The 23,780-nt window shown below is 68.2% G+C and carries 24 protein-coding genes; 6 read left to right on the forward strand and 18 right to left on the reverse strand.

The window, feature by feature from the left end; genetic code table 11:
- From ABID97_RS25410 to ABID97_RS25440, 7 genes are all read right to left on the reverse strand, one after another.
- Positions 1 to 1,017, reverse strand: a 1,017-nt coding sequence (locus ABID97_RS25410) for an aldehyde dehydrogenase family protein (protein ID WP_354401878.1), incomplete at its 3' end; no start/stop codon positions are given.
- 2 nt (positions 1,018 to 1,019) lie between these two features.
- Positions 1,020 to 2,630, reverse strand: coding sequence for a GMC family oxidoreductase (locus ABID97_RS25415; protein WP_354401879.1), 1,611 nt, complete (start codon positions 2,628 to 2,630; stop codon positions 1,020 to 1,022).
- The gene (locus ABID97_RS25420; RefSeq protein WP_055797546.1) at positions 2,627 to 3,310 is read right to left on the reverse strand and encodes an ABC transporter ATP-binding protein; all 684 of its coding nucleotides are present in this window, start codon (positions 3,308 to 3,310) and stop codon (positions 2,627 to 2,629) included. Before ABID97_RS25420 ends, ABID97_RS25415 begins: the two co-directional genes overlap by 4 nt.
- On the reverse strand, positions 3,307 to 4,092 hold the full coding sequence (locus ABID97_RS25425; protein WP_354401881.1) for an ABC transporter ATP-binding protein: 786 nt from the start codon (positions 4,090 to 4,092) through the stop codon (positions 3,307 to 3,309). Before ABID97_RS25425 ends, ABID97_RS25420 begins: the two co-directional genes overlap by 4 nt.
- Positions 4,089 to 5,033, reverse strand: a complete 945-nt coding sequence (locus ABID97_RS25430) for a branched-chain amino acid ABC transporter permease (RefSeq protein WP_354401883.1) — start codon at positions 5,031 to 5,033, stop codon at positions 4,089 to 4,091. Before ABID97_RS25430 ends, ABID97_RS25425 begins: the two co-directional genes overlap by 4 nt.
- Positions 5,030 to 5,926 carry a branched-chain amino acid ABC transporter permease gene (locus tag ABID97_RS25435; protein WP_354401884.1) on the reverse strand — a complete coding sequence of 299 codons (897 nt, stop codon included), beginning with the start codon at positions 5,924 to 5,926 and terminating at the stop codon, positions 5,030 to 5,032. The genes ABID97_RS25430 and ABID97_RS25435 overlap by 4 nt, the downstream gene beginning before the upstream one ends.
- A 23-nt stretch (positions 5,927 to 5,949) precedes the next feature.
- On the reverse strand, positions 5,950 to 7,263 hold the full coding sequence (locus ABID97_RS25440; protein ID WP_354401885.1) for an ABC transporter substrate-binding protein: 1,314 nt from the start codon (positions 7,261 to 7,263) through the stop codon (positions 5,950 to 5,952).
- Between the two features lie 150 nt (positions 7,264 to 7,413).
- Between ABID97_RS25440 and ABID97_RS25445 the strand changes: the two genes are divergently transcribed.
- The gene (locus tag ABID97_RS25445; protein ID WP_354401886.1) at positions 7,414 to 8,196 is read left to right on the forward strand and encodes an IclR family transcriptional regulator; all 783 of its coding nucleotides are present in this window, start codon (positions 7,414 to 7,416) and stop codon (positions 8,194 to 8,196) included.
- Between the two features lie 25 nt (positions 8,197 to 8,221).
- On the opposite strand, the gene ABID97_RS25450 is transcribed toward ABID97_RS25445, so the two are convergent.
- The 6 genes from ABID97_RS25450 to ABID97_RS25475 form a co-directional block, all read right to left on the reverse strand.
- Positions 8,222 to 9,427: a porin gene (locus ABID97_RS25450; RefSeq protein WP_354401887.1), complete on the reverse strand. Its 1,206-nt coding sequence runs from the start codon at positions 9,425 to 9,427 to the stop codon at positions 8,222 to 8,224.
- Between the two features lie 168 nt (positions 9,428 to 9,595).
- A complete protein-coding gene (locus ABID97_RS25455; protein ID WP_354401889.1) occupies positions 9,596 to 10,765 on the reverse strand; it encodes an ABC transporter substrate-binding protein in 1,170 nt (389 codons plus the stop codon).
- Positions 10,766 to 10,825: 60 nt separating this feature from the next.
- The gene (locus ABID97_RS25460; protein ID WP_354401891.1) at positions 10,826 to 11,206 is read right to left on the reverse strand and encodes a YciI family protein; all 381 of its coding nucleotides are present in this window, start codon (positions 11,204 to 11,206) and stop codon (positions 10,826 to 10,828) included.
- Positions 11,206 to 12,132: a VOC family protein gene (locus ABID97_RS25465; RefSeq protein WP_354401893.1), complete on the reverse strand. Its 927-nt coding sequence runs from the start codon at positions 12,130 to 12,132 to the stop codon at positions 11,206 to 11,208. Before ABID97_RS25465 ends, ABID97_RS25460 begins: the two co-directional genes overlap by 1 nt.
- Before the next feature lie 9 nt (positions 12,133 to 12,141).
- Positions 12,142 to 12,456, reverse strand: coding sequence for an NIPSNAP family protein (locus ABID97_RS25470; RefSeq protein WP_354401894.1), 315 nt, complete (start codon positions 12,454 to 12,456; stop codon positions 12,142 to 12,144).
- Between the two features lie 219 nt (positions 12,457 to 12,675).
- On the reverse strand, positions 12,676 to 13,569 hold the full coding sequence (locus ABID97_RS25475) for a LysR family transcriptional regulator (RefSeq protein WP_354401896.1): 894 nt from the start codon (positions 13,567 to 13,569) through the stop codon (positions 12,676 to 12,678).
- Between the two features lie 102 nt (positions 13,570 to 13,671).
- Here ABID97_RS25475 and ABID97_RS25480 point away from each other — a divergent pair, with 102 nt between their 5' ends.
- The 5 genes from ABID97_RS25480 (at position 13,672) to ABID97_RS25500 (ending at position 18,953) form a co-directional block, all read left to right on the forward strand.
- Positions 13,672 to 14,586 (forward strand): NAD(P)-dependent oxidoreductase, encoded by a 915-nt coding sequence (locus tag ABID97_RS25480; RefSeq protein WP_354401897.1) that lies wholly within the window; start codon positions 13,672 to 13,674, stop codon positions 14,584 to 14,586.
- Positions 14,587 to 14,591: 5 nt separating this feature from the next.
- A complete protein-coding gene (locus tag ABID97_RS25485) occupies positions 14,592 to 15,548 on the forward strand; it encodes a fumarylacetoacetate hydrolase family protein (protein ID WP_354401899.1) in 957 nt (318 codons plus the stop codon).
- 63 nt (positions 15,549 to 15,611) lie between these two features.
- On the forward strand, positions 15,612 to 16,625 hold the full coding sequence (locus tag ABID97_RS25490) for an ABC transporter substrate-binding protein (protein ID WP_354401900.1): 1,014 nt from the start codon (positions 15,612 to 15,614) through the stop codon (positions 16,623 to 16,625).
- A 63-nt stretch (positions 16,626 to 16,688) separates the two neighbouring features.
- Entirely contained in the window at positions 16,689 to 18,563 is a 1,875-nt protein-coding gene (locus tag ABID97_RS25495; RefSeq protein ID WP_503012835.1) for an amidohydrolase, read from the forward strand.
- 126 nt (positions 18,564 to 18,689) lie between these two features.
- On the forward strand, positions 18,690 to 18,953 hold the full coding sequence (locus tag ABID97_RS25500; protein ID WP_354401903.1) for a MarR family winged helix-turn-helix transcriptional regulator: 264 nt from the start codon (positions 18,690 to 18,692) through the stop codon (positions 18,951 to 18,953).
- Here ABID97_RS25500 and ABID97_RS25505 read toward each other — a convergent pair.
- From ABID97_RS25505 to ABID97_RS25525, 5 genes are all read right to left on the reverse strand, one after another.
- On the reverse strand, positions 18,926 to 19,714 hold the full coding sequence (locus tag ABID97_RS25505) for an ABC transporter ATP-binding protein (RefSeq protein ID WP_354401905.1): 789 nt from the start codon (positions 19,712 to 19,714) through the stop codon (positions 18,926 to 18,928). The two genes, ABID97_RS25500 and ABID97_RS25505, sit on opposite strands and share 28 nt — an antisense overlap.
- The gene (locus tag ABID97_RS25510; RefSeq protein ID WP_354401906.1) at positions 19,711 to 20,466 is read right to left on the reverse strand and encodes an ABC transporter ATP-binding protein; all 756 of its coding nucleotides are present in this window, start codon (positions 20,464 to 20,466) and stop codon (positions 19,711 to 19,713) included. Before ABID97_RS25510 ends, ABID97_RS25505 begins: the two co-directional genes overlap by 4 nt.
- The gene (locus ABID97_RS25515) at positions 20,463 to 21,497 is read right to left on the reverse strand and encodes a branched-chain amino acid ABC transporter permease (protein WP_354401907.1); all 1,035 of its coding nucleotides are present in this window, start codon (positions 21,495 to 21,497) and stop codon (positions 20,463 to 20,465) included. The genes ABID97_RS25510 and ABID97_RS25515 overlap by 4 nt, the downstream gene beginning before the upstream one ends.
- Before the next feature lie 4 nt (positions 21,498 to 21,501).
- A complete protein-coding gene (locus ABID97_RS25520; RefSeq protein ID WP_354401908.1) occupies positions 21,502 to 22,419 on the reverse strand; it encodes a branched-chain amino acid ABC transporter permease in 918 nt (305 codons plus the stop codon).
- A gap of 207 nt (positions 22,420 to 22,626) precedes the next feature.
- Positions 22,627 to 23,676, reverse strand: a complete 1,050-nt coding sequence (locus ABID97_RS25525; RefSeq protein WP_354401910.1) for a LacI family DNA-binding transcriptional regulator — start codon at positions 23,674 to 23,676, stop codon at positions 22,627 to 22,629.
- Positions 23,677 to 23,780 lie beyond the last annotated feature (104 nt).

A 23,780-nucleotide genomic window follows, 5' to 3' on the forward strand; every position in this document is an offset into this window, starting at 1 on the left:
GGGCGACAGCCCGGCGCCGAGCCGCATCGCGTCGGCGTGCCGCGCCAGGCGGTCGACGGCTTCGTCGTGGATGCGCCGGTCCACGTACAGCCGCGAACCCGCCACGCACACCTGTCCGGAGTTGAGGAAGATGCTGCCGGCAATGCCCGGGATGGCCCGGTCCAGGTCGGCGTCCGCAAACAGGATCTGCGGCGACTTGCCACCCAGTTCGAGCGTGGCCCTGGTGACATTGCGCGCGGCGGCCTGCGCCACCTGCAGGCCGGTGCGGGTCGAGCCGGTGAAGGTGATCTTGTCCAGCCCCGGATGCGCCGCGAGCGCCGCGCCGGCCTCGGGGCCGGTGCCGGTGACCACGTTGACCACGCCTGCGGGGAAGCCGGCCTCGCGCACGAGCCCCGCAAGGTGCAGCACGCTCAGCGAGGCTTCCTCGGACGGCTTGAGCACCACGGTGCAGCCGGCCGCGAGCGCGGGCGCGAGCTTCCACACCGACATCATCAGCGGCACGTTCCACGGGATGATCGCGCCGACCACGCCCAGCGCTTCTTTCTGCGTGTAGCCGAAGAAGGCCGAGTCCGGAATCGGCACGCCGACCTGCACCGTGCGGCCGTTCGCGCGGCCCGCGAATCCGGCCATGTAGCGCAGCACGCCGATCGCGCCGCCGACGTTCAGGTCGCGCGCCATCCAGATCGGCATGCCGACGTCGAGCACCTCCAGTTCGGCCAGCGTCTGGCGGTCGCGTTCGACCAGGTCGGCGAGCCGGCGCAGAAGGGCTTCGCGCCCGGCGCCGTGCATGCGCGGCCAGGGCCCGGCTTCGAAGGCGGTGCGTGCGGCGCGCACGGCCGCATCGACCTGCGCCGCACCCGCTGCGGCGATGCGGGAGACCGGCATCGCGCTGCTCGGGTCCACCGCCGGCAGGCTGTTGGCGACCGGCTGCCATTCGCCACCGATGAAGACGCGCGGCGCGTGGTCGAGTGCGGCGCGGGTGGCCGCGCCCAGCAGCCCCAGGTTGTTCTGAAGCATGCTCAGGCCCTTTCGGATTGGAGGAAGTCGGCGGCCCGCTCGGCGATCATGATCGTGCCGGCGTTGGTGTTGCCGCGCGGGATGGCGGGCATGACGGACACGTCGGCGACGCGCAGCCCCTGCAGGCCGTGCACGCGCAATTGCGGGTCGACCACCGCCATGGCATCGGTCCCCATCTTGCAAGTGCCGCCGGGGTGGTAGACGGTCTTGGCGTAGTGGCGTACCCGGGCGTCGATGGCGGCGTCGTCGTCGCCGGCGAATTCGGGCAGGGGCTCGATCTCCCGGCTCACCAGCGCCGCGAGCGACGGCGCGGCAAGGATCCGGCGTGCCAGCCGCACGCCTTCGCGCAGCACGCGCACGTCGTCCTCGTCGGCCAGCGCGCCGGCGTCCAGCCACGGCAGGTCGAGCGGGTCGTTGCTGCGCAGGCGCAATTCGCCGCGCGACCTGGGTGCGAGCTGGCAGGGGTTGAGCGTGATGCCGTGCACCATCGGCGGCGCGCGGTCCGCATCGCCGACCAGCACCGGCAGCACGTGGAACTGGATGTCCGCGCGACCGTCGCCATCGGTGTCGAAGAAGCCGCCCGACTCGACCACGTTCGAGGTCATCAGGCCGCTCTTGAAGAGAACCCACTGCGCGCCGTGCCGCAGGGCCGACAGGCCGCGGTCGTGTCCGAACAGGCTGATCGGCTCGCGCGTCTGGCCATACACGGGCACTTCGAGGTGGTCCTGGTAGTTGCGGCCGACGCCGGCCAGCTCCTTCACCTGCGGAACCCCGACCGCCTGCAGCTGTGCGCCCGGCCCGACCCCCGACTGCAGCAGGATCTTGGCGCTGCCCAGGCCGCCCGCGCAGAGGACCACCTCGCGCCTGGCGCGGAAGGCGACGCTGGCGTGATGCCCCTTGCTCTCCAGGCACTCGATGCCGGTGGCGCGCGTGCCGTCGAACTGCACGCGCGCGGCGGTCAGGTCGGTGCGCACCTCGAGGTTCGGGCGTCCCATCGCGGGCCGCAGGAAGAAGCGCGCGGTGTTGCCGCGCTCGCCCTCGAAGGACGTGATCTGGTAGAACCCCGCGCCCAGCTGGGAGGCGCCGTTGAAGTCGTGGTTGAACGGCAGGCCGATCTCCTGCGCGGAGCGCACGAACGCGGCGTTGAGTGCATGGCGGTACGGCGTGTCGATGACCTTGAGGGGCCCGGCGGCACCGTGGTATGCGTCGGACAGGCGCTGGTTTCCCTCGGACTTGCGAAACCACGGCAGCACGTCGTCGTAGCCCCAGCCGGTGCAGCCGCCGTCGCGCCAGTCGTCGTAGTCCTGGCGATCGCCGCGGATGTAGATCATGCCGTTCATGGAGCCGCTGCCGCCCAGCGTGCGGCCCTGCGGCACGAACGCGGTCCGGCCGCCCAGGCCGGCCTGCGGCTCGGATTGGTAGTCCCACATCCGGTGCGTGCCGAACACGCGGCTGAAGCCGGCCGGCATGCGGATGAAGATGCTGTTGTCGCGCGCGCCGGCCTCGATCAGCAGCACGCGCTGCGACGGGTCGGCGGACAGGCGGTTGGCCAGCAGGCAGCCGGCGGAGCCGCCGCCCACCACGATGTAGTCATAGTCTTGCGACGTGTTCACGGAAGAGCCTCTGGGTTGTGATGGAGGGAGTCGTCCAGCCGCACGCGGCCGCGTTCGATGGTGAAGCGCCGGTCGCACAGGCCCTCGAGGTTCGCGCCCTCGGAGTCGGTGACCAGGATGGTCGGGCCCTGGCGCCGAAGGGCGCGCAGCACTTCGACCAGGCGCTGCACGAGCGCCGGCGCAACGCCCTCGAAGGGCTCGTCGAGCAACAGCAGGCGCTGGCCCTGGCAGATGGCGCGTGCCAGCGCGGCCAGCTTCTGCTGCCCGCCGGACAGCTGGTTGCCGCGCCGCTGGATCAGCGGTGCGAGCTCCGGGATCATGTCGAGCGCGCCGCTCACGCGGCGGTTGCGCTCGGCGCCCGCGAGCCCGGCAACTTCCAGCGGCAGCTCGATGTTGGCGCGCACCGTCAGCTCGGGAATCAGCCGCCGGTCTTCGGGCATGTAGCCGATGCCCAGCCGCGCGCGCTGCCGGCTGGGCCAGCCGGTGACGTCGATGCCGTCGAGCCGGACTTCGCCCGAGGCGGCCGGCAGCGCGCCGATCAGCGTGCGCATCAGCGTGGTCTTGCCCGCGCCGTTGTGGCCGACCACGCCCAGCACCGCGCCAGGGGGCGCATCCAGGTCGACCTGCTCCAGGATCGATACGGGCCCGAAGGCCACGCAAAGCTTGCGCGTCTCGATCATGCGGCACCTGCCTTTGCGAGGGCGGCGGGCGCCCTGCCGCGCAGCACCGCGGAAGCCACCTGCGCGTCGCGCATGACGTCGCCGGGGGCGCCGTCGGCAATCATCGATCCGTCGCGGAAGGCGAGGATGCGCGTCACGTAGCGGCGCACCACGTCCATGTCGTGCTCCACGAAGAGCACGGTGACGCCGCTCGCGCGGATGACGTCGAACACGACCTCCATCAACGGCATCTTCTCGGCGGAGGACACGCCGCTGGTGGGCTCGTCGAGCAACAGCAGCCTGGGCTTCAGCGACAGGGCCATGGCGATATCGATCAGCTTGCGCTGCCCCTGGGGAACAAGGTTGACCGGCCGCTCGCCGATGGCCTGCAGGCCGAAACGCCCGAGCACCTCGTCGGCGCGCGCCTGGCGCTGTGCGGAATGCAGCGGTTTCAGCAGGCCGCCGGCGGAGCCGTCGGCCAGCGCCAGGGCGAAGAGAAGGTGCTCGCGCACCGTCATTGCGGGGAAGAGCTGCGGAACCTGGAACGAACGCGCCATGCCGTGCGCAACGAGTTCGCGCGGGCTGCGCCCCAGCGTGCTGCGGCCCCCGAGCAGGATCTCGCCGCCGGTCGGGCGCAGGTAGCCGGTCACCATGTTGAGGAAGGTGGTCTTGCCGGCGCCGTTGGTTCCGATCAGGCCCACGACATCGCCCCTGTCGATGCGCACGCTGACCTTGTTCACGGCCACGACGGCACCGAAGCGGACGGTGAGGCCGCGCGTTTCGAGCAGCGGTGCCGAGCTCATGAACGGGCCCCCGCGCGATTCGCCAGCATGCTGGACAGCCCGCTCGGGAAGCGAACGATCAGCAGCAGCAGGGTCGCACCGAGCACGAATTTCCAGTATTGCGGTGCGTACTCGAAGGCCAGCGCATGGATGCCTTCGAGCACGAAGGCCGCGGCCAGCGATCCCCAGATGCCGCCCGCACCGGCGAGGATCGCGATGAACACGAACTCGCCGGAGGTCATCCAGAAGCCCATGCCCGGGTCGACCTGGCCGACCAGGATGGCGACGAGCGCGCCCGCGCCGCCGGCCAGCGCACCGGAGGCCGTGTACTCCCTGTGGATCACGCGGCTGGGCGAACAGCCGAGGTATTCCACGCGAACCTCGTTCTCGCGGATGGCGGGGCCGACATGGCCCATGGCCGTCGTCAGGTAGCGCGAAACGCCCCAGGCCGCGAGCAGCGTGACCACCGCCGTGAGCAGGTAGACGGAGCGGATCGCGCCCACGCCCGCGGTCTGCATCGCGAAGAAGGACGCACGCGCCACCGTGAAGCCGTCGGACGAACCCAGGCTCTGCGACTTGAGCAGCACGCCGTACAGGATCATCGACAGCGCCATCGACAGCATCGCGAAGAAGATGCCGCGGTAGCGCCGCATCAGGAAGCCCGCGGCGAAGGCCACCGCGCCAGAGAGCAGGCTGGCCAGCGCAAGCAGCAACAGCGTGTCGCGGATGCCGAGCCAGGGCGTGCCCAGGCCGGCGACATAGCCGCCCAGGCAGTAGTAGAGCGCGTGGCCGAAGGGCACCAGCCCGGCGCGCAGCAGCAGCAGCAGCCCGAGTGCGACGAGCCCCTTGGCAAGTGCCACGGCCAGCAGGCTCATCAGCCAGCTCGGTGCGATGAAGGCGGCTGCGCACAGCACGGCCAGCAGCCCGAGCAGGGATGCGTCGGTTCGGCGAAGGGAGTTCATATCTTTCTCAGCGCGGCTTGGGGGAACAGGCCTTCGGGCCGGACGGCAAGCACGAGGGCCATCACCGCATAGACGATGAACACCTCGGCAAACGGAAACAGATGGATGGTTGCGGCGCGCGCCAGCCCGACGACCAGCGCACCGACGGCGGCGCCCGGGATGCTGCCCATGCCGCCGATCACGATCACCGCGAAGGTCACGACGATGACCTCGGCACCGAGCCCCGGCGCCACCTGGATCATGGGCGCGGTCAGTGCCCCGCCCAGCGCCGCGAGCACCGCGCCGAGCATGAAGGTCGCCAGGTACAGCCGCTCGACATCGATGCCCATCGCGCCCGACATCTCGGGATCTCGGATGATGGCCGCGAGACAGCGCCCGGTGCGCGTGCGCTGCAGCAGCCACCACAGCAGCAGCCCCACCGCGGCGGCGGCCGCGAGCAATACGAACTCGTAGTTGTTGAAGCGCAGGCCATTGATCTCCGAACTGCCCAGGAGACCGTAGGGCGCGCTGGCCGGATAGGCCGAGGTGCCCCAGATGAACTGGATCACGTCGTCCAGCACCAGCAGCAGCGCATAGGTCGCGAGCGCCAGCGACACTTCGTCGCGCCCCCGCAGGCGGCGCAGCACGCCGCGATCCAGCGCCAGGCCCAGCGCCGTGCCGGCGACCACGGCCGTGCCGAGCTGGATCGCAAAGGCGGCGAAGGAGGGCGGCCGGTCGGCGAACCAGTAGCCCATGGCCGTGGCGGCGACATACGCGCCAATGGCATAGAGGTTGCCGTGCGCGATGTTCAGGACCTTCATCACGCCGAAGATCAGGGTCAGCCCGGCCGCCACGAGAAAGAGCCAGGCGCCGTAGATCAGGCCGTCGATGAGGATGGTGAGGAGTGTCGACATGGTCGGTCAGCCAGGGCCCCGGATCACTTGGCGGCGACCGTGCCTTCGCACTTGCGCCCCGCCATGCCGCCCGCCAGCCAGGCCTCGCTCTTGATCCCCTCGGGCGGGTTCACGCATTCGGCAGGGAAGCGCATGGCGTTGCGCACCGACACCGTCTTCTTCTCGGCGTCGTAGAAGGCCTCGCCGACGGCCATGTCCTGGATCGCCTGGTGGCCGTTGCCCAGCGCGAGGCGGATGGTGCCGCTCGGGGTCTCGATGCTGCGGCCCTTGAGCGCCTTGATCAGGGCCGGCGTGCCGGTGTCGCCCGCCTTGGCGGCGCTGTCGTAGGCGGCCTTGAGCGCGAGCAGCGTGTTGGTGTACTGGTAGGCGGTGTACACCGGCGCGTCCTTGTAGCGGCCCTGGTAGGCGGCGGTGAACCAGTCGTTGAGCGCCGACTTGGGCGCGAACAGCCCGTTGGTGCCGCGTGCGGTGAACACCACGCCGTCCGGAACCTGTGCACCCATCCGGTACATGGACAGTTCGAGCAGCGGCGCGTAGATCTTCGAGCGCTCATGCAGGCCGCGCGGGCGCATCTGGGTGAAGAACGCCTCCAGGTCGGCGCCGGCCATCGAGGTGTGGATGATGTCGGGCCGCTTGGTCGCGAGCGCCGAGATCTCCGCCGCGTATTGGCCAGAACCCGGTGTCGGCCATTGCTCGGCGACCACCTCGATGCCGGGCTTCACCGACTTGAGCGCGGCGCTGAAGTCGCGCCATGCATCCTGCCCCAGCGCGTAGTTCGGGTTGATGTGGCCCACCGTCTTTGCGGCCGGCATGCGGGCCTGCGCATAGAGCGCGAGCGCAACGCTGTCCATCGTGGTGGAACCCGTCGTGCGGAACACGTACTCGTACTTGCCGTCCTCGAAGATGCGCGGCGTGGCGCAGGTGGACATCACCGTGAGGACCTTGAGTTCCTCGGCCACCGGCGCGATCGCCACGCAGGTGGCGGCCGACCCGAAACCCATCACCGCGTCGGCGCCTTGCCGTTCCACCAGCCCGCGGAACTCCGCCACCTGCTTGGCGTTGCCGCCGTTCTCGTCGAGGAAGATCAGTTCGACTTCCTTGCCGCCCATTCCCTTGCCCGTGTTGTACGGCGCCGGCAGCTCGCCCTTGTTGATGGCGTCGGCCAGCATGCGCGCGGCATTCTGGCCCGGGCCGTTCACCACCGACAGCGGGCCGGTCAATGGCGTGACGACCGCGATGCGCACCTTGCCGCCCTGCGCAATGGCGCCCGCGGCGCCGAACAGGGAGGCCGCGCCGAGCGCGGCGGCGATCCAGCGGAAGCTGCTTTGGAATTTCATGTCGTTGTCTCCTGGTGGGTCGTTCGGACCGAAGCTCGTCGAGGCTTGGCAGCGCTCCCGTGCTTGTGTCCGTTTATCGGAACGGCTATGTGCGCTGCTGGGCGGATTGTTTTCTAATAGCTGAAAACAAAATAGGCATCTGTCCGATAGATGAACACGAAAACGACTTCCGATGCAGGCTCCCTCAAGCGGGGTGTCGCATTGCTCAAGCTGCTGGCCACAGCCGGCCGCAAGGGCCTGGCGCTGACCGAGCTGGCGGCCAAGGCGCAGTTGCCGCATCCCTCGGCGCACCGCGTGCTCGCGCAGCTGATTGCCGAGAACCTGGCCGTGCACGACGCATTGACGCGCCGCTACCGGCTCGGCCCGCTGGCCTTCGAACTCGGCGTGGCCGGGTCGACCATGCACGACATCCGCGACCTGTGCGATGGCGCGATGAATTCGCTCGCGAAGGAGACCGGCGACACGGTCTACCTGGTGGTGCGCAGCGGTTTCGACGCCGTGTGCATGCACCGGCGCGAAGGCGAGTTTCCGATCCGGGCGCTGGTGCTCGAGGTCGGCAGCCGGCGGCCGCTGGGCGTCGGCGCGGGCGGGCTTGCGATCCTCTCCGCGATCGAGGAGGAGGAGCGCATGGAAATCATCGAACGCGTGGCACCGACCCTGCCGGCCTTCGGCAAGCTGACGGCACAGGACCTGGCAGAGGCCTGCATCCAGACGCGCGCCGAAGGCGCCGCCGTGATCCAGAACCGCGTGAGCCTCGGCGTGCGCGCGGTGGGCGTCGCGTTCCGCAATTCGATGTCGCACGCGGTGGGCGCACTCAGCGTGGCCGCCTTGACCCAGCGCCTCAACCAGCGGCGCACGCAGCAGATCAGCGAGATGCTGCGCAAGGCGACGCAGGAGGTCGAAGTGCTCCTGCGCAAGCGCAGCGGGCCGTGATAAGCCGGCCGGCCGGCGCGGCCCCTCAGAACGAATGCCGCATGCCCAGCATGGTCCCCATCTGGGAGCCGCCCGGAGCGGGATTGCTCCCGGTGGCCCCGGAACTCACGGACAACGCCAGGTTGCCATCGTTGGAAATGTGCCCCACCGTCGCGTACAGCGCAGTGCGTTTGGACAGGTTGTAGGTGGCGCGCACGGCAGCCAGGGTCGCGCCGTTCCTGCTGTTCCTGTAGCCGAGCCGGAAGAGCTGTGCATCGAGCGTGAGGGCGGGCAGCACCGGGTAGCTTCCGCCCACGTACCAGAGATCGCTCCGGGGCGTGAGCGGGCTGGCGTCGTTGTTCCGCCGGATCACGCCGGCGGAGAGTTGTCCCTCGCCCAGCTTCACATAGCCATTGGCCGAGATTCGCCGGTCCTTGAGCCTGCTGCTCACCAGGCCCGCGAACGCACCGGGACCGCCGCGGATTTCATCGACGGCGAGGGCTGCGCCCCAGCGTGCGGCGTCGTACTTCATCAGCACGGACCATTCCTGGCAGGCCTTGCTGTCGGTGGCGCTTTCGCCGGGGCAGTTGGTGCCTGCCGGACTTGGCCCGGCGTTGACCACGTCGCGGCCCAGGCTGTAGGAGGCTCCCATCGTGAAGCCGCCGAACGTGCCGCGGTAGACGATGGCGTTGTCGGCGCGTGCATTCGGGATGTAGGCGTCGAGCGAGCCGCTGCCATAGACGTTGGGCCCGAGCACGTCGGCGTCCAGCAGCGACCAGAACAGCATCGTGTACTGGCGCCCTAGCGTCACAGTGCCCCAGCCGCCGGACAGCCCCACGAAGGCCTGCCGCCCGAAGCTGCGGCCTCCCTGGTTCAGGCTGCCGGTGTCCGGCCCGAAGCCCGATTCCAGCACGAAGACGCTGCGCAGGCCGTCGCCCAGATCCTCCACGCCGCGAACGCCCCAACGCGACGGCAGGCTGCCCGTCAGCGACGGCATGCGGATCAGGCGGTTGCTGCCGGGCCCGACATTGCTGAGGTACTCGACGCCGGTGTCGACCAGACCGTAGAGCGAGATGCTGGAAGCCGATGGCGCCCGTGCGCGCGATTGCGCCTCCGACTCGACGCGCCGCGCGTCCTGGTCGGGGGCCGTGGCGGGACCGCTGACGCTGGGCGACTGCGCCCAGGCGCCTGCCGCAAGCAGGCAGGCCATCGCGGCCGCGATCGATATCTTCTTCGAGAACTGTCTTTTCATGGTCTTTGTCTCCAGGTGTTGTTGCGAAAAAAGGCGAGCGCCGTCCACACCGGTGCCTCGCATCGGTTGCGTCAGAAAGAGGAAGAAAGAGGAGGGGAACCGCCGGCGCCGGGCGCCCTGCGAGTTCAGCGGATCGCCTGGACCGCTGGCAGCGCTCGAACTACTGAACTACTTGGCTATGCACTTCGATGCATAGGCGTCCGCATGCGACTGCAGGACGTTTTCCGCCAGCAAGCGGAATTCGGCCTTGTCCGCTGCCCCCTTGGCGATCTCGAACACGTGATAGTTCTGGATCGGGAAATTGTTGGCGCCGAAGCGGAAGGCACCGCGCACGGACTTGAAAGGCGTGGTCGCAATTGCCCGCGCCAGCGCCTTGCGGTCGGAGGCATCGCCCTTGCGCCTTGCCAGCGCCGCATCGAGCACCATCGCGGCGTCGTAGCTGAACGCCGCATAGGCGGAAGGCATGCGCGCGTACTTCTTCTCGAAGGCTGCAACGAACTGGCGCGACTCGGCCCCCGGGCTGCCCGGCGACCAGGCATCGGCGGTGATGACGCCGAAGGCGGCCCTGCCCATGGCGGCCACCGAGGTGCCCTCGACCGTGTTGGTGGTGTAGAGCGGGATCTTTCCCTGCAGCCCAGCCTGCTGGTACTGCCGCACGAAGGTCACGCCGAGCCCGCCCGGGTAGAAGGCGAACACGGCCTCGGGCCGGGATGCGCCCAGGCGCGTGAGCTCGGCGGAGAAATCCAGCTGGTTCAGCGGCGTGTACACCTCGTCGACGATCTCGCCCTTGTAGAAGCGCTTGAGACCTGCGATCTTGTCCTTGCCGCCGACGAAGTTCGGCGTCATCACGCTGATGCGCTTGATGCCCTTGTCCGTGAGGTACTTGCCCATGGCCTCCGCAGGCACATCGCTTTGCCACGAGGTCACGAAGAGGTTCGGCTTGCACTGCGCGCCCGCCGCGGCCGAGACGCCGGCGACCGACCCGAGGAACGGCACGTCCGTCGCGGCGATCTTGTTCTGCAGCGCCATCATGATGTTGGCAAAGGTCAGGCCCGTGACCACGTCGACCTTCTCCTTGTCGAGCAGCTTGGAAAGGGCGTCCAGCGCCACTTCGGGCTTCTGCTGGTCGTCCTCCTTGAAAAGCACGGCCGGCGCGCCGCCGAGCTTGCCGCCCAGTTGCTCGAGCGCGAGATTGAAGCCGTCGAGCTGGTCGCGTCCGACATCGGCGGAGGGGCCGCTCAGCGTGGCGAGAAAGCCCACCTTCACGTCAGCGTGGGATGCCGACGCGAGCAAGGCGATGCACAGGGCGAGGGCGTTGTGCCCGATGGTCTTGTTCATGGTGTCTCCGGAAAGGTGGGCCCTGTTCGAGCCGGGTCTGCGGGCTTCTTCGGCCCGGCGCTAGAAAAGACGGGCGGACTGGTCCGACAACCGCACAGCGACGGAGAAGCCGCCCTCCATCAGCAGCCACTTCTTCACGTTGATCGTCACGACGCCTTCCTTCACGAACGGGTCGCAGGACAGCAGCTCCCGTGCATGCGCCAGCGATGCGGCCCGCACGATCGACAGGCCGCCGAGCGAACCCGGCGCGCTGGTGTCGTCGGTGAAAGGCCCGGAGGCGAACAGCTCGCCCCTGCGTTCCGCGCCGATCATCCAGCGCAGGTGCGGCTCGAGGAACTGCGCCATGCGCGCGAGGTCGGCGGGCTTTCGCAGCGCCACATAGAGCGGCTTGTTGAGCATCGCGCGCAGCAGCTCCTGCGCGCTTTCCTGCGGCGCGGCCATCACTCTTCGCGTTCTTCGAAGTTCATGGGGAACTCCGGCGGCGGCGGTGTCGCCGCCCAGACCGCGGTCAGCTCCTGCGGCGTGACGTTCAGGGCTTCCCATGCGCTGTCGTCCTCGGGGATGACGTCGATGTCCCAGAAGTATTCGACCAGGCTGTTCCACGGATCGCGGATGTAGTGGAAGTAGTTGGAGCCTCCCACATGGCGCCCCAGCCCGAAGCCGTCCTTGTAGCCCGCGCGCAGCAGGGTCTGTGCGCCGATCTCGATCTCGTCGATGTCGCCGACTTCGAAGCTGATGTGGTGCAGCCCCGTGTGCGTGCTGTGGGCAAAGGCCACGATGTGGTGGTCGCCGCCCGCACTGCCGCGCAGGAAGGCCAGGATGTCGCCCGCACGGTCCGACACCTTCATGCCGAGCACCTCGGTATAGAACGCGACCGAGCGGTCCACGTCGGGAGAGAACTTGATGAGGTGGCCCATGCGCCGCGGCCTGGCCCTCTTCTGCTGGGAGGAGGGGTCGCATGCACGCGTGCCGATGCGGCGGTAGCGTCCCGGCGCGTTGATCTCGGCCGCCGCTGGCGCGCTCGATGGCTGCGCCTCGGCCACCTGCACGTTGAGCCAGTCGCCGTGCGGATCGCGAACCCAGATGCCCGGCATCGGCCCGAAAGGGCTGTCGGCCAGCCCCACGCCATGGCGCTGGAGATTGGCCATCAGCGCGTCCATGCCGGCCGCATTCGTGCCGAGCGAGACGTAGCTCAACTTCTTGCGCGCGCCGGGCATCAGTCGAAGCAGGTCCTGGGCACTGCCCTCGCAGTGGAAGAGCAGGTCGGCGCCCGAGACCCGCGCCTCCAGTCCGAAGAGTTCGTAGAAGGCGCGGCCGACCTCGAGTTCCGGGACGGTCATGCCCACTTGCAGCAGCGATCGGATCATCGTTCTCTCCTAGCGGATCGGCGAGAAGCTCGCCGGGGCCAGCAGTTCGCTGCGCTGCCGCACCACGTGGCCGGCCGACTTTCCGAGGAAGCTGCGCCACTGTGGATTGGCCGAGAGCGCGGCGCGGCGCGACAGGCGGTCTTCGTAGGAGTCGAAGCCCCACAGCTGCACGATGCGGTTCAGCTCGCCAATCTCGGCGACGAAGTACCCGATGAGCCGGCCCAGCGCCTCGCGCTGCAGCGGGAGCCCCTCGGCCTCGTAGCCCGCGAGGAATTCAGGCAGCGAGCCGGGCTTCAGCTCATAGGTGCGTTGTTCGATGATCATGGCCAGTCTGGAGAGATCGTGCCCTCGGCAGAGGCCGGGTGCAGTCACTCTGTCTCCTTGTTGATGTGACTGGATTCTGCGTTTTGGCGATCGATCGATCCATACCGGATGAATGATTCATTCATATAAACGCGATTTGTGGAGGGGGCGGCCGAGCGACAACTGCAAGTGCTGCGCGCAAGGCCGGGGAGGCGCACTCTCCCGAGCGCACAGCCGGCGTCAGTCGGAAGCCAGCCGCTGCACGACGAAGTCGCGCATCCACTTGTTCGCGGGGTCCTGGTGGTAGCGGTCGTGCCAGTACAGGAAAATCTCGAAGCTGGGCAGGTCCAGGGGGATCGGCTTGATGACAAGCGGGTAGTGCTTCGCGAGCGTCTCGGCAAGAATGGCCGGCGCCGACCACAGCAGGTCGGAACTCACCACGAAGTGCGGCGCCGCCAGATACTGGGGCAGCCGAATCTTGATGCGGTTGCGCGCGCCCGCGTCGATCAGCGCGCGTTCCAGCTGGATGTGGCCGCTGCCGGAGTACTCCACCAGCAAGTGTTCGCTTTCGCTGAAGCGTTCCAGCGTCATCTTCTTGTCGGCGAGCGGATGGCCGGTGCGCATGACGCACACGTAGTGCTGGGTGTGGATCAGCCGGCGGTGGATTCCCGCCTCGAGCGACGGCAGGAACCCCAGCGCGAAGTCGAGCTGCCCGGCCGCCAGGCCGCTGACGGTTTCCGGGATCGTTCGAAAGACCGTTCGCAGCCGGATGCCCGGCGCGCACTGCGCAAGGGCCGCCATGATCGGCGGAAAGGAAACCGCTTCGCCGATGTCGCGGGTGCGCACGGTGAACATCCGCTTGGCCGTGGCCGGGTCGAAGCCCCGGCGCTCCACCTGCGTCTTGCGGACCATGGAAAGCACGTCCAGCAGCATCGGCGCCAGGTCCGAAGCCAGCGGCGTCGGCTCCATCTTCCGGCCGACGGGCGTGAACAGCTTGTCCTCGTATTCCTCGCGCAGGCGCTTCAGCGAGGCGCTCACCGCAGCCTGAGTCAGGCCGAGGCTCTCGGCGGCGCCGGTCACGGAGCGGTCGCGCCAGATGGCCTCGAAGGTATAGAGCAGGTTGAGGTCTTTCACGCGCGAAGTATAGAAGTGATCTATACGAATGAATCATCGAACCGGTCTGGTTCGATCGTCCTCTGGCCCGCAGAATCCGCTCCCAATTACCAGGAGACACAGGTGGAACGAACTCGACAAGTCATCGGCATGGTCGGCATTGGCCAACTCGGATTGCCCATTGCCGTCAATCTCATGCAAGCGGGATTTAGGGTCGTCGGATTCCGGCGCACGGACCGGGAAGCGTTCTTGCGCGCCGGCGGCGAGGCGGTGCAATCGCCGGCCGAAGTGGCGCGCGCGGCCGACGTGCTGTTGCTGTGCCTGCCCGGCGAAGAAGCGCAGGCCGCGGTGCTGGACGGCCCGGACGGCGTCATCGGCGCACTCGCGCCAGGCAAGATCGTCATCGAGATGGGCACTTACACGCGGGAGTGCAAGGTGCAGCAGGCACTGCGCGTCGAGCGCGCCGGCGCCCGCATGCTTGAAGCCGAGGTGAGCGGATCGCCTCCCATGGTGGCCGAGCGCCGCGCGGCCCTGTATGTGGGTGGCGACGAGGCGTTGTTCCAGGCCTGCAAGCCCGTGCTGGATGCCATCACCGAACACCATTTCCACCTGGGCGAACTCGGCTCGGCGGTGGCGATGAAGCTGATCGCCAATACGCTCGTCGCCATCCACACACTCGCGGCGGCCGAAGCCATGAACATGGGCGTTCGCGCGGGCTTCGCACCCGAGCGCGTCGCGCAAGTGATCCGACAGGGTGCGGGCAACTCCGCCATGTTCACGATCCGCGCGCCGATGATGGCGGCGCGGGCCTTCACGCCGGCACCCGGCTCGTTCAACACCTTGCACAAGTACCTGCGGCTCGGGGCCGGGATGGCCCGCGAGCTGGGTTGCGCCACACCCCTCTTTACTGCCGCCGCGCCGTACTTCCTCCGGGCACTGGAAGGCGGCATGGGCGAAGAGGACATCTCCGCCGTGATCAAGCTGCTGGAAGCCGAGTCGTTTTCACCCAGGCAAGACGGCAACTTCCCTCTCGAATGACCGCCATGAAGTATCAACTGTTCACCTATGAAAAAACGGAACGCGTGGCGCGGTCCGGCATCGCGGTCGGCACTGCGTGGTTCGACTTGGGCGACGCGGCAAGCGTTGCCGGTTGCGCGGACCTGGCAGCGGCCAGCCTCGATGAAGTCGTCGGCCGCTGGGCATCGTGCGTTCCCGAACTCGACGCGCTGGCCGCAGGCCTTGCCGCCGACCCTGACCGGTACGCGTCCGCTGCGCTCGATGCAGCCAGCATCGTCTTGCGGTCTCCGTTCGCCCGGCCCGGCGCGATCTACGCGGCCGGCGCCAACTACCGCGACCACGTGGAAGCCATGGGCCGCGCGCTGAACCAGAAACTCGTGCTCGACCCGAAGAAGGAGGGTGTGCCGCCCTGGCACTTCCTCAAGTCCGGAGCTGCAACCCTCTCCGGCCACCGGGGCGAGGTGACATACCCGGCGAACACCGAGCGGCTGGACTGGGAGGCCGAACTCGCCGTGGTGATCGGGCGGCGCGCCGCGCAGGTCGGCGTCGGCAGTGCCTTGGATCACGTGGCGGGCTACATGTGTGCCAACGACCTCTCGGCGCGCGATCACCTGGTGCGGCACGGCGTCGACCCTTCGTCGCCGTTTCGCTTCGACTGGATAGGGCACAAGTGCTTCAACGGCTCGTGCCCGCTGGGGCCGGTGTTCACGCCGGCCCAGTTCGTCCGCACGCCGGAAAACCTGGCCATCAAGCTCTGGGTTAACGGCGAGCTGCGGCAGGACTCGAACACCAGCAACCATCTCTACGGCGTGGCCGAGCAGATCGCCTACCTGAGCGAGCGCGTCGACCTGCTTCCCGGCGATGTGATCCTGACCGGCACGCCGGCCGGCGTCGGCATGGAGACGGGCACATTCCTGCAGCGCGGCGACGTGACGCGGGTATGGATCGAGACGCTTGGCGAGCTCGAGACGCGCATCGTGTAGCAGCGGCTGCATCGCACAAAAAGACGGAAGTTGTCAGTGAAGCAGATGTTGAAACAGGCGTCCATGTTCATCCGGTTTTTCATTGTTCCGCTGCTGGCCACGCTGATCGCGGGATGCGCTGGCAACACCCATGTGGTGGCGGAAGCTCCGCCGCCGCTGCGCGTCATCGTGTTTCCCGGTGCCTTCAACTGGCCGCTGTGGGCGGCCGAGGACAAGGGGTTCTTTGCCAGCGAGCGGTTGGCTGTCGCGATCACACCGACGCCGAACTCCACGTTCCAGATGAAGGGCCTGATCCAGGGCGAGTTCGACCTCGCCATGACGGCCATGGACAACGTCATCGCCTACCGGGAAGGGCAGGGCGAAGCGGGCGTGGACGGGCCGGATCTCCTGGCCGTCATGGGTTCGGACGCGGGCTTTCTGCGGCTGGTCGCGTCGCCAGAGAGCCGCGGCTATGCCGATCTGCGCGGCAAGACCCTGTCGGTGGATGCCCTGACCACCGGCTATGCCTTCGTGCTGCTTGAGCTTCTGGAGCGCCACGGCCTGGCGCTGGGCCGCGACTACAGTACCGAGCGGGCCGGTGGCGTGTTGCAACGCTACCAGGCGCTGCTGGAGCGCAAGCACGCGGCGACCATCCTGGTGGCGCCGTTCGATGCAATGGCCGAAGCGCAGGGCTTCCATCGCCTGGCCAATGCGACGGACGAGCTAGGCCACTACCAGGGCGTCGTCGCCGCGGTGCGCCAGGGCTGGGCGCGTGCCCATCCGGACCGCGTGCAAGGCTACATCCGTGCCCATGCGCGCGCCGTCGACTGGCTGCGCGAGCCCCGCAACAAGGACGAGGCGCTCAGGATCTTCCTGGCCCACATGCCGCCGGGCACACCGCCGCAGGCGGCGGACGGCGCCTACCGCGCGTTGCTGTCCGGCTCCGAAAGCTTCCAGCGCCGGGGGCAGATCGACCTTGCAGGCGTCGAGACGGTCGTGAAACTGCGCGCCAAGTTCGGCCGGCCTGGCGCCAGGTTGCACGATGCCAGGACCTACTACGACCCGAGCTTCCACGAAGCCGCTTTTCACAACCACTGAACCGGGGAGCCCGACATGGACCGCAGAACCCTCCTCCAGGGAGCCGCCGGTGCGGCCGCCGTCATGGGCTTGCCTGGCTGTGCCGCCGCGCCGGGCAGGGCGCAGGCCGATCTGATCCTTCGGGGCGGAAGGATCCACACGCTGGATGCACGCAACCGAGTGGTGTCGTCCGCCGCCGTGCGTGACGGCAAGATCCTGGCGGTCGGCTCCGACGCGGAAACCGCGGCATTCCAAGGGCCCGGCACGACGCTGGTCGAACTGGCCGGCCGCGTGGTGATTCCGGGCCTAAACGACTCGCACATCCACCTGATCAACGGCGGACTCCAATACAACCTGGAGGTGCGCTGGGACGAGGTCGAGTCGCTGGCCGATGCGTTGCGGCTCTTGCGGAAGCAGGTGCAGCGCACACCGCCCGGCCAGTGGGTGCGCGTGCTGGGCGGCTGGTCGGAGTTCCAGTTCGCCGAAAAGCGCATGCCTACCCTCGAGGAGATCAACGCCGTCTCGAGCGACGTGCCGGTGATGCTGCTGCACTTCTACGACACTGCGCTGCTGAACAAGGCCGCGCTGCGGGCGCTGGGCTACACGAAGGACACGCCGCAGCCCGCCGGCGGCGAGATCGTGCGCGACGCGCTCGGCCACCCCACGGGCCTGATTCTCGCCAAGCCCAGCATGTTCTCGGTGTACTCGGCCATGCGCCGCGCACCGCAGCTGGACCATGCGGCGCGGCTGAACTCGATGCGTCAGTTCATGAGCGAACTCAATCGCGTGGGCGTCACGAGCGTGAGCGACGGCGGCGCCGACAACAACCTGGCCGACTACGCATTGATGAGCGAACTGGCCGGTGGCAGGCACCTCACGGTGCGCGTGGCCTGCAGCATGTTCAGCTTTTCGCCGGGCAAGGAGTATGAGGATTTCGCGTCCTGGATCCGCCAGGTGAAACTGACCGACGATCCAATCTACAAGATCCGCGGTGCCGGAGAAATCCTCACCTTCTCGGCCTTCGATTCGGCCAACTTCCTGCTGCCGCGGCCCAACCTGCAGCCCACGGCGGAGCCAGAGTTCGAGAAAGTCATCCGCCTGTTCGTCGAGCACGGTTGGCCGTTCCAGTTTCACGCTTCCTATGACGAATCCATCACGCCGCTCCTGGGCGTGCTGGAGCGCGTGCAGCGCGATGCGCCGCTCGACCGCGTGCGCTGGTTTCTCGATCATGCCGAAACGATCTCGCCGCGCAACATCAACCGCGTGAAGGCGCTGGGCGGCGGCATCGCCGTGCAGAACCGCATGACCTTCCAGGGCGAGAGCTTCTTGCGCCACTACGGCGTTGGCGTGGCCGACCGTGCGCCGCCGGTGGGCGAGATGCTGCGTGCCGGTGTTCCGGTCGGACTGGGCACCGATGCGACGCGCATCGCGAGCTACAACCCGTGGATCTCGCTGCAGTGGTTCGTGACCGGGCGCACCGCCGGTGGCCTGCGCCTTGTGGGTGCCCCCAACCGGCTCGACCGGCAGCAGGCGCTGCGGCTGTACACCCAGGGCAGCGCCTGGTTCTCCGGCGACGAGGCGGCCAAGGGATCGCTGGAACCGGGCAAGCTGGCCGACCTTGCCGTGCTGTCGGACGACTACTTCGCGGTGCCCGAGGATCAGATCCGGAAGATCGAATCGGTGCTGACGGTGATGGGCGGGCAGATCGTGCATGCCAAGGGGCCCTACCGTTCCATGGCGCCGGCGCCGCTGCCGGTGAACCCGGACTGGTCGCCTGTCGCCTCGGCCCGCGCGGCCGAGGAGGAGGGCCGCTACCTCGCCCAGGCGATGCGCGGGCCGCACGCCTGCGGACACGCGCACGCAGATGGCGACAACTGCGCCGGCATCGCCCATGCGCACAGCTGGATCGCCGGCGAGGGCGGCATGTGGTCGCTTAGCTGCAATTGCATGGTTGCATGAGGAAAGCGCGGCGCCAGGGTGGGCGCCGTGGCGTTCAAGGCAAGGGCGGATCGCCCTCGTAGGCGCGCTGCAACATCGCGCGCAGAGTGGCCTTCGCTTCGCGGCGGTGCCGATCCCATGCGGCCCATGTCCATGACCTACCCCACCCATACGATGACGGAGTTGATCGACCAGTGCGAATCGATCGGGCTCGTCGAGTGGATGGCTGATCCTTCGGACAGGCGCGTGCGCATCGTACGGTTCACCGCCGCCGGCGAAGACTGGCTGAAGGACTTCGGCCGTGCGGTGGGCCAGGCGCAGCGCGAGATGTCGAAGGAAGTTGGCGAGGAGCAGTTGGCCGTGGTGCTGGCTGCGCTGGCAAGCTACGCTGGCACGGGCGCAGAAGCCTGAGCGCTTCTCGCGGCCGCCGATGGCCCGGCGGTGGACTCGGCAGCCTGTTGCACGCCCAGGTATTGATGCACGATCTGCGGCTGCGCGCGCAGCGCGCTGGAGTCGCCTTGCCAGACCACGCGCCCCTTCTCGATCACGACGTGGCGGTCCGCGAGATTCAGCAGGGACTTGACGTTCTTGTCGATGACGATCTGCGACAGCCCGTCGCGCTTGAGATCCGCGAGCGAGCGCCAGATCTCGTTGCGGATCAAGGGCGCCAGGCCTTCGGTGGCCTCGTCGAGCACCAGCAGGCGCGGGTTCGTCATCAGTGCGCGTCCGATGGCCAGCATCTGCTGCTCGCCGCCCGAGAGCTGGGAGCCGAGGTTGCCGCGCCGCTCCTGGAGGCGGGGAAAGAACTCGTAGACACGGTGCAGGCTCCAGCGCGCGCCGCTTCGTTTGCTGTTGTCGCGCGCTGTGGCGACCAGGTTCTCTTCCACCGTCAGATTGGCAAAGACCTGGCGGCCTTCGGGCACCAGCGCCAGTCCGTGGCGTGCGATGCGGTGCGAGGGCAGGCCGTCCACCCGGACGCCGCCCACCCAGATGCTGCCGGCCGCAACGGGCAGCATGCCGAACAGGCACTTGACCGTGGTCGAGCGGCCCATGCCGTTGCGGGCGAGCAGGGTGACGACCTCGCCCTTGCCGACCTCGAAGGAAATGTCGAACAGCGCCTGCGCATGCCCGTAGGAGGCCTGGACGCTTCGCACCGACAGGAGTTCGCTCATGCTTCGGCCTCTTCTTCGCCCAGGTAGACGGCCCGCACTTGCGGGTGGTTGCGGATCTCCTGCGGCGTGCCGGTGAACAACACCTTGCCGTAGACCAGCACGCTGATGCGGTCGGCCAGCGCGAACACCGCGTCCATGTCGTGCTCGACCAGCAGGATCGTGTACTGGCGCTTCAGTTGCTGCAGCAGCGCGATGACGCCCGCCGACTCCTGCACGCTCATGCCGGCCATGGGCTCGTCGAGCAACAGGAACTCGGGGCCGGCCGCCAAGCTCATCGCCAGTTCCAGCTGGCGCCGCTCGCCATAGCCGAGGTCGGCGGCCGCGGCACGCATGCGGCTTGCGAAGCCGGTGGCGACAAGCGCCGCTTCGGCCGACTGCCGCGCCTGGCGGTCGGCCGCCATGGGTTGCCAGAAGCGGAATGCATGTCGGCGCGCGGCAAGTGCAGCGAGGGTTGCGTTCTCGATCACGCTGAAATCCTCGAAGATCGAAGTGATCTGGTAGGAGCGCAGCAAGCCGCGTTGCGCGCGCTCGTGGATCGGCAGGGCGGAGACATCGGCGCCGCGGAACCACACACTGCCGCTGTCCGCTTCGAGTTCGCCGGACAACTGGTTGATGAGGGTGGTCTTGCCGGCGCCGTTGGGGCCGATGATCGCGTGCAGTTCGCCCTGGCGGATGTCCAGCGACACCGAGTCGGTGACGAGCAGCGCGCCGTAGCGCTTGGTCAGGGCGTTGGTGCGAAGGACGCTGGTCATGAGGAAGATCCCTCGGCCGCGGAGAGCGTGTTGGCCGCAGTGCCGGCATGTTCGAAAGACGCGGACGGCCCAGCCACCTTCGGCACATGCGCATCGAGTCGCTCGAGCAGCCCGACGATGCCCCGCTTGCCGAGCAGCGCAACGAGCACGATCAGCGGCCCGAAGACCACCATCCAGTGCTCCGTGAAGCCCTTCAGCACTTCTTCCAGTCCGAGAAAGACCAGTGCGCCCATGAGGGGTCCGAACACGGTGCCCAGGCCGCCGATCACGACGATGACGATCAGCTCGCCCGAGACGGACCACGCAAGCGTTCCGGGCGAGGCAAAGGCGTTGAGGTTGGCCAGCAGCAGGCCTGCGACGCCGCACAGCATGCCGGACATCACATAGGCCAGCAGCTGGTAGCGCACGACCGGAATGCCGGCGGCGCTCACGCGCCGCGCGTTCTGCCGGGCGCCGCGGATCACCATGCCGAACGGCGCCACGCGCAGGCGCGCCAGCCACCAGATCGAGAGCACCAGCACGATGAACGCCACGGCATAGACGCTGGCCGGAGAGGAAAGGTCGACCGGGCCGAAGCGGCTGCCGAGGGCGATCGGCAGGCCATCGTCGCCGCCATAGTTCTTCAGGCTCACGAAGAGGAAGTAGCCCATCTGCGCGAAGGCCAGGGTGATCATGATGAATGCGATCCCGCGGGTGCGAAGGCTGATGGCACCGGTGACCAGCGCGACCGTGGCGCAGGCAGCCAGGCACAGCGCAAGGTGGACCCATCCGCTGCCGACGCCGTGGAAGGAAGCCAGGCCGACCGCGTAGGCGCCGAGCCCGAGGAACAGCGAGTGGCCGAAGCTCACGAGGCCGCCGTAGCCCAGCGCGATGTTGAGCGCGCAGGCGGCAATCGCATAGATGATGATGCGCGCGAAGAACCCGATGTAGAAGGTCTGCCCGGTGGCCAGCGCGATGAAGGGCACGCCTGCCAGCAGCAGCAGGGCGAGCAGCGGCACCCAGGTGCTCGGGCGTGAAGGAAGATGCATCATGGGGTTACCGGTGGGCTGGAAAAAGGCCTTGCGGGCGCCAGGCGAGCACAACGGCCATGAGCAGGTAGACCAGCATCGAGGCCAGCGCCGGTCCTGCGGCATCGGCAAAGGAGCGTTCGGCCACCTGGCGCAGCACGACCGGCAGGAACACGCGGCCCATGGTGTCGACGGTGCCGACGATCAGTGCGGCATGGAAGGCCCCGGTGACCGACCCGATGCCGCCGATGACGATGACCACCAGCGTCGTGATGAGGACCGACTCGCCCATGCCCGATTGAACCGACAGGATCGGCCCCGCCATTGCACCGGCCAGGCCGGCCAGCATCGCACCGACGGCGAACAGCATGGCGTTCAGCAGGCGGATGTTGACGCCGAGCGCGGCCACCATCGCAGGGTTGACGGCACCGGCGCGGATCAGCATGCCGACCTTGGTCTTGTTGATCAGCAGCCAGGAGCCCACCGCGACGGCGAGCCCCACTGCGAGGATGACGATCCGGTAGGAGGGGTAGCTGAAGCCGCCGATATCGATGGCACCGCTCAGGAACTCGGGCACCTGGAGGAAAACGGGCTGCGATCCCCAGACGATGCGAACCAGCTCGTTGAAGAACAGCACGAGCCCGAAGGTGGCCAGCACCTGGTCGAGATGGTCTCGCCCGTAGAGCCGCGACACGGCCACGAACTCCAGCGCCAGGCCCAGCAGCAGCGAGCCGCCCGTCGCCGCGGCGACGGCCCATGCGAAGGAGCCCGTGTACTGGAACGCCGAGGCCGCGAAGTAGGCCCCCATCATGTACAGCGAGCCATGCGCCAGGTTCACGAAGCTCATGATGCCGAAGACCAGCGTCAAGCCCGCGGCCAGCAGGAACAACAGCACCCCGTACTGGAGCCCGTTGAGCAGTTGGGCAAGAACAACCGTGCCGCTCATGGGATCGCTTCATGGCGTGGGCTGCGCGCACTGTGCGCGGATGTGTCGATCATGCTTGTCTCCTGTTAGCGGCCGTGTACACGGCCTGCGCCTCGCGGTGCGCCGATGATCGGGAGTTCCGGCCCACCGTTCAATACGGTGGGCCGAATAGCTCATATAGATCGCGCGAATAGGAGACGCCGAGGTCTTCGGCGCAGCAGGGTCCCGCTAGCGCGCCCGGGCTGTGCGGCGAACGGCGGGCGCCTGGCCCAGGCTTTCACGCAGGACGACTTCATGCCCCAGCGCGGGGGTTTCGCCCAGGTCGCGGTCCTCGATCAGGCCGACCAGCCGCCGCGCGGAATAGGTGCCGATCTGCGCCGTCGGAATATGCACGGTCGCGAGCGGCGGAACCGTGAGGCTGGCGAGCACGATGTCGTCATAGCCGGTGACGGACATTTCGTCGGGCACGGCGACGCCATGCACGCGGCACTCGTGCAGCGCACCGATCGCCAGGGTGTCGGTGTTGCACATGACGGCTGTCGGGCGCGGGTCCATCGCCAGGATGCGGCGCATGGCGATCTTGCCGCCCTCCACGGACAGGGGCTGCTCGATGATGCGGTCCTCGCGCAGCGCCAGGCCATGGTCGGCCATGGCCTGGGCGGTTCCGCCCACCCGCTGGCGTGCGCGCTCGTTGTGCTGGCGCGAGCCGCAGACGACCGCAATGTCCTTGTGTCCCTTCGCCAGCACTGCGCGCGTGAGGTCGTAGGCCGCACGCTGGTTCGAGAAGCCGACGGTATGGCCGTAGGACGGCTGGTCGATCGACCACGTCAGCACCAACGGAAGCTTGCGGTGGCGCACCAGGTCGATCACCTGCTGGTCATGCTCGACGCCCACGAGGATGAGGCCGTCCACGCCGCGCTCCACGATGGAGCGCACCACTTCGTATTCGCGCTCCTCGACGTATTCGTGGCTCGCCACCACCAGCTGGTAGCCGAACCCCCAGAGCGTCTGCTGGAGCGCGTGGATCGAGTCGGCGAACGCAGGGTTGTGCAAGGTCGGATAGACCGCACCCACCGAGAAGGTACGGCGCGACGCGAGCGCCCGTGCCGCGCCGTTGCGCACGTAGCCCAGTTGCTCCACCGCCTGCATGACGCGCTGCAGCGTCTTGGGTTTGACGAGGCCCGGGTCCGACAGCGCACGCGAGGCGCTGCCCAATGAAACGTCGGCGAGTCGGGCAACGTCCTCGAGGGTGGGTCTGCCAGTGGGCGTTTGGGGCATCGGGAGAAATCCTGGAAGGCGATGTGGCGGGTGCCGGACCTTGCGAACCGGCCCGCACGCGCTGCGTATGAAGCGCTTCATGATACGAGAAACAAGAGGGCTGC

Source organism: Variovorax sp. OAS795, from assembly GCF_040546685.1.
Taxonomy (GTDB): Bacteria; Pseudomonadota; Gammaproteobacteria; order Burkholderiales; family Burkholderiaceae_C; genus Variovorax.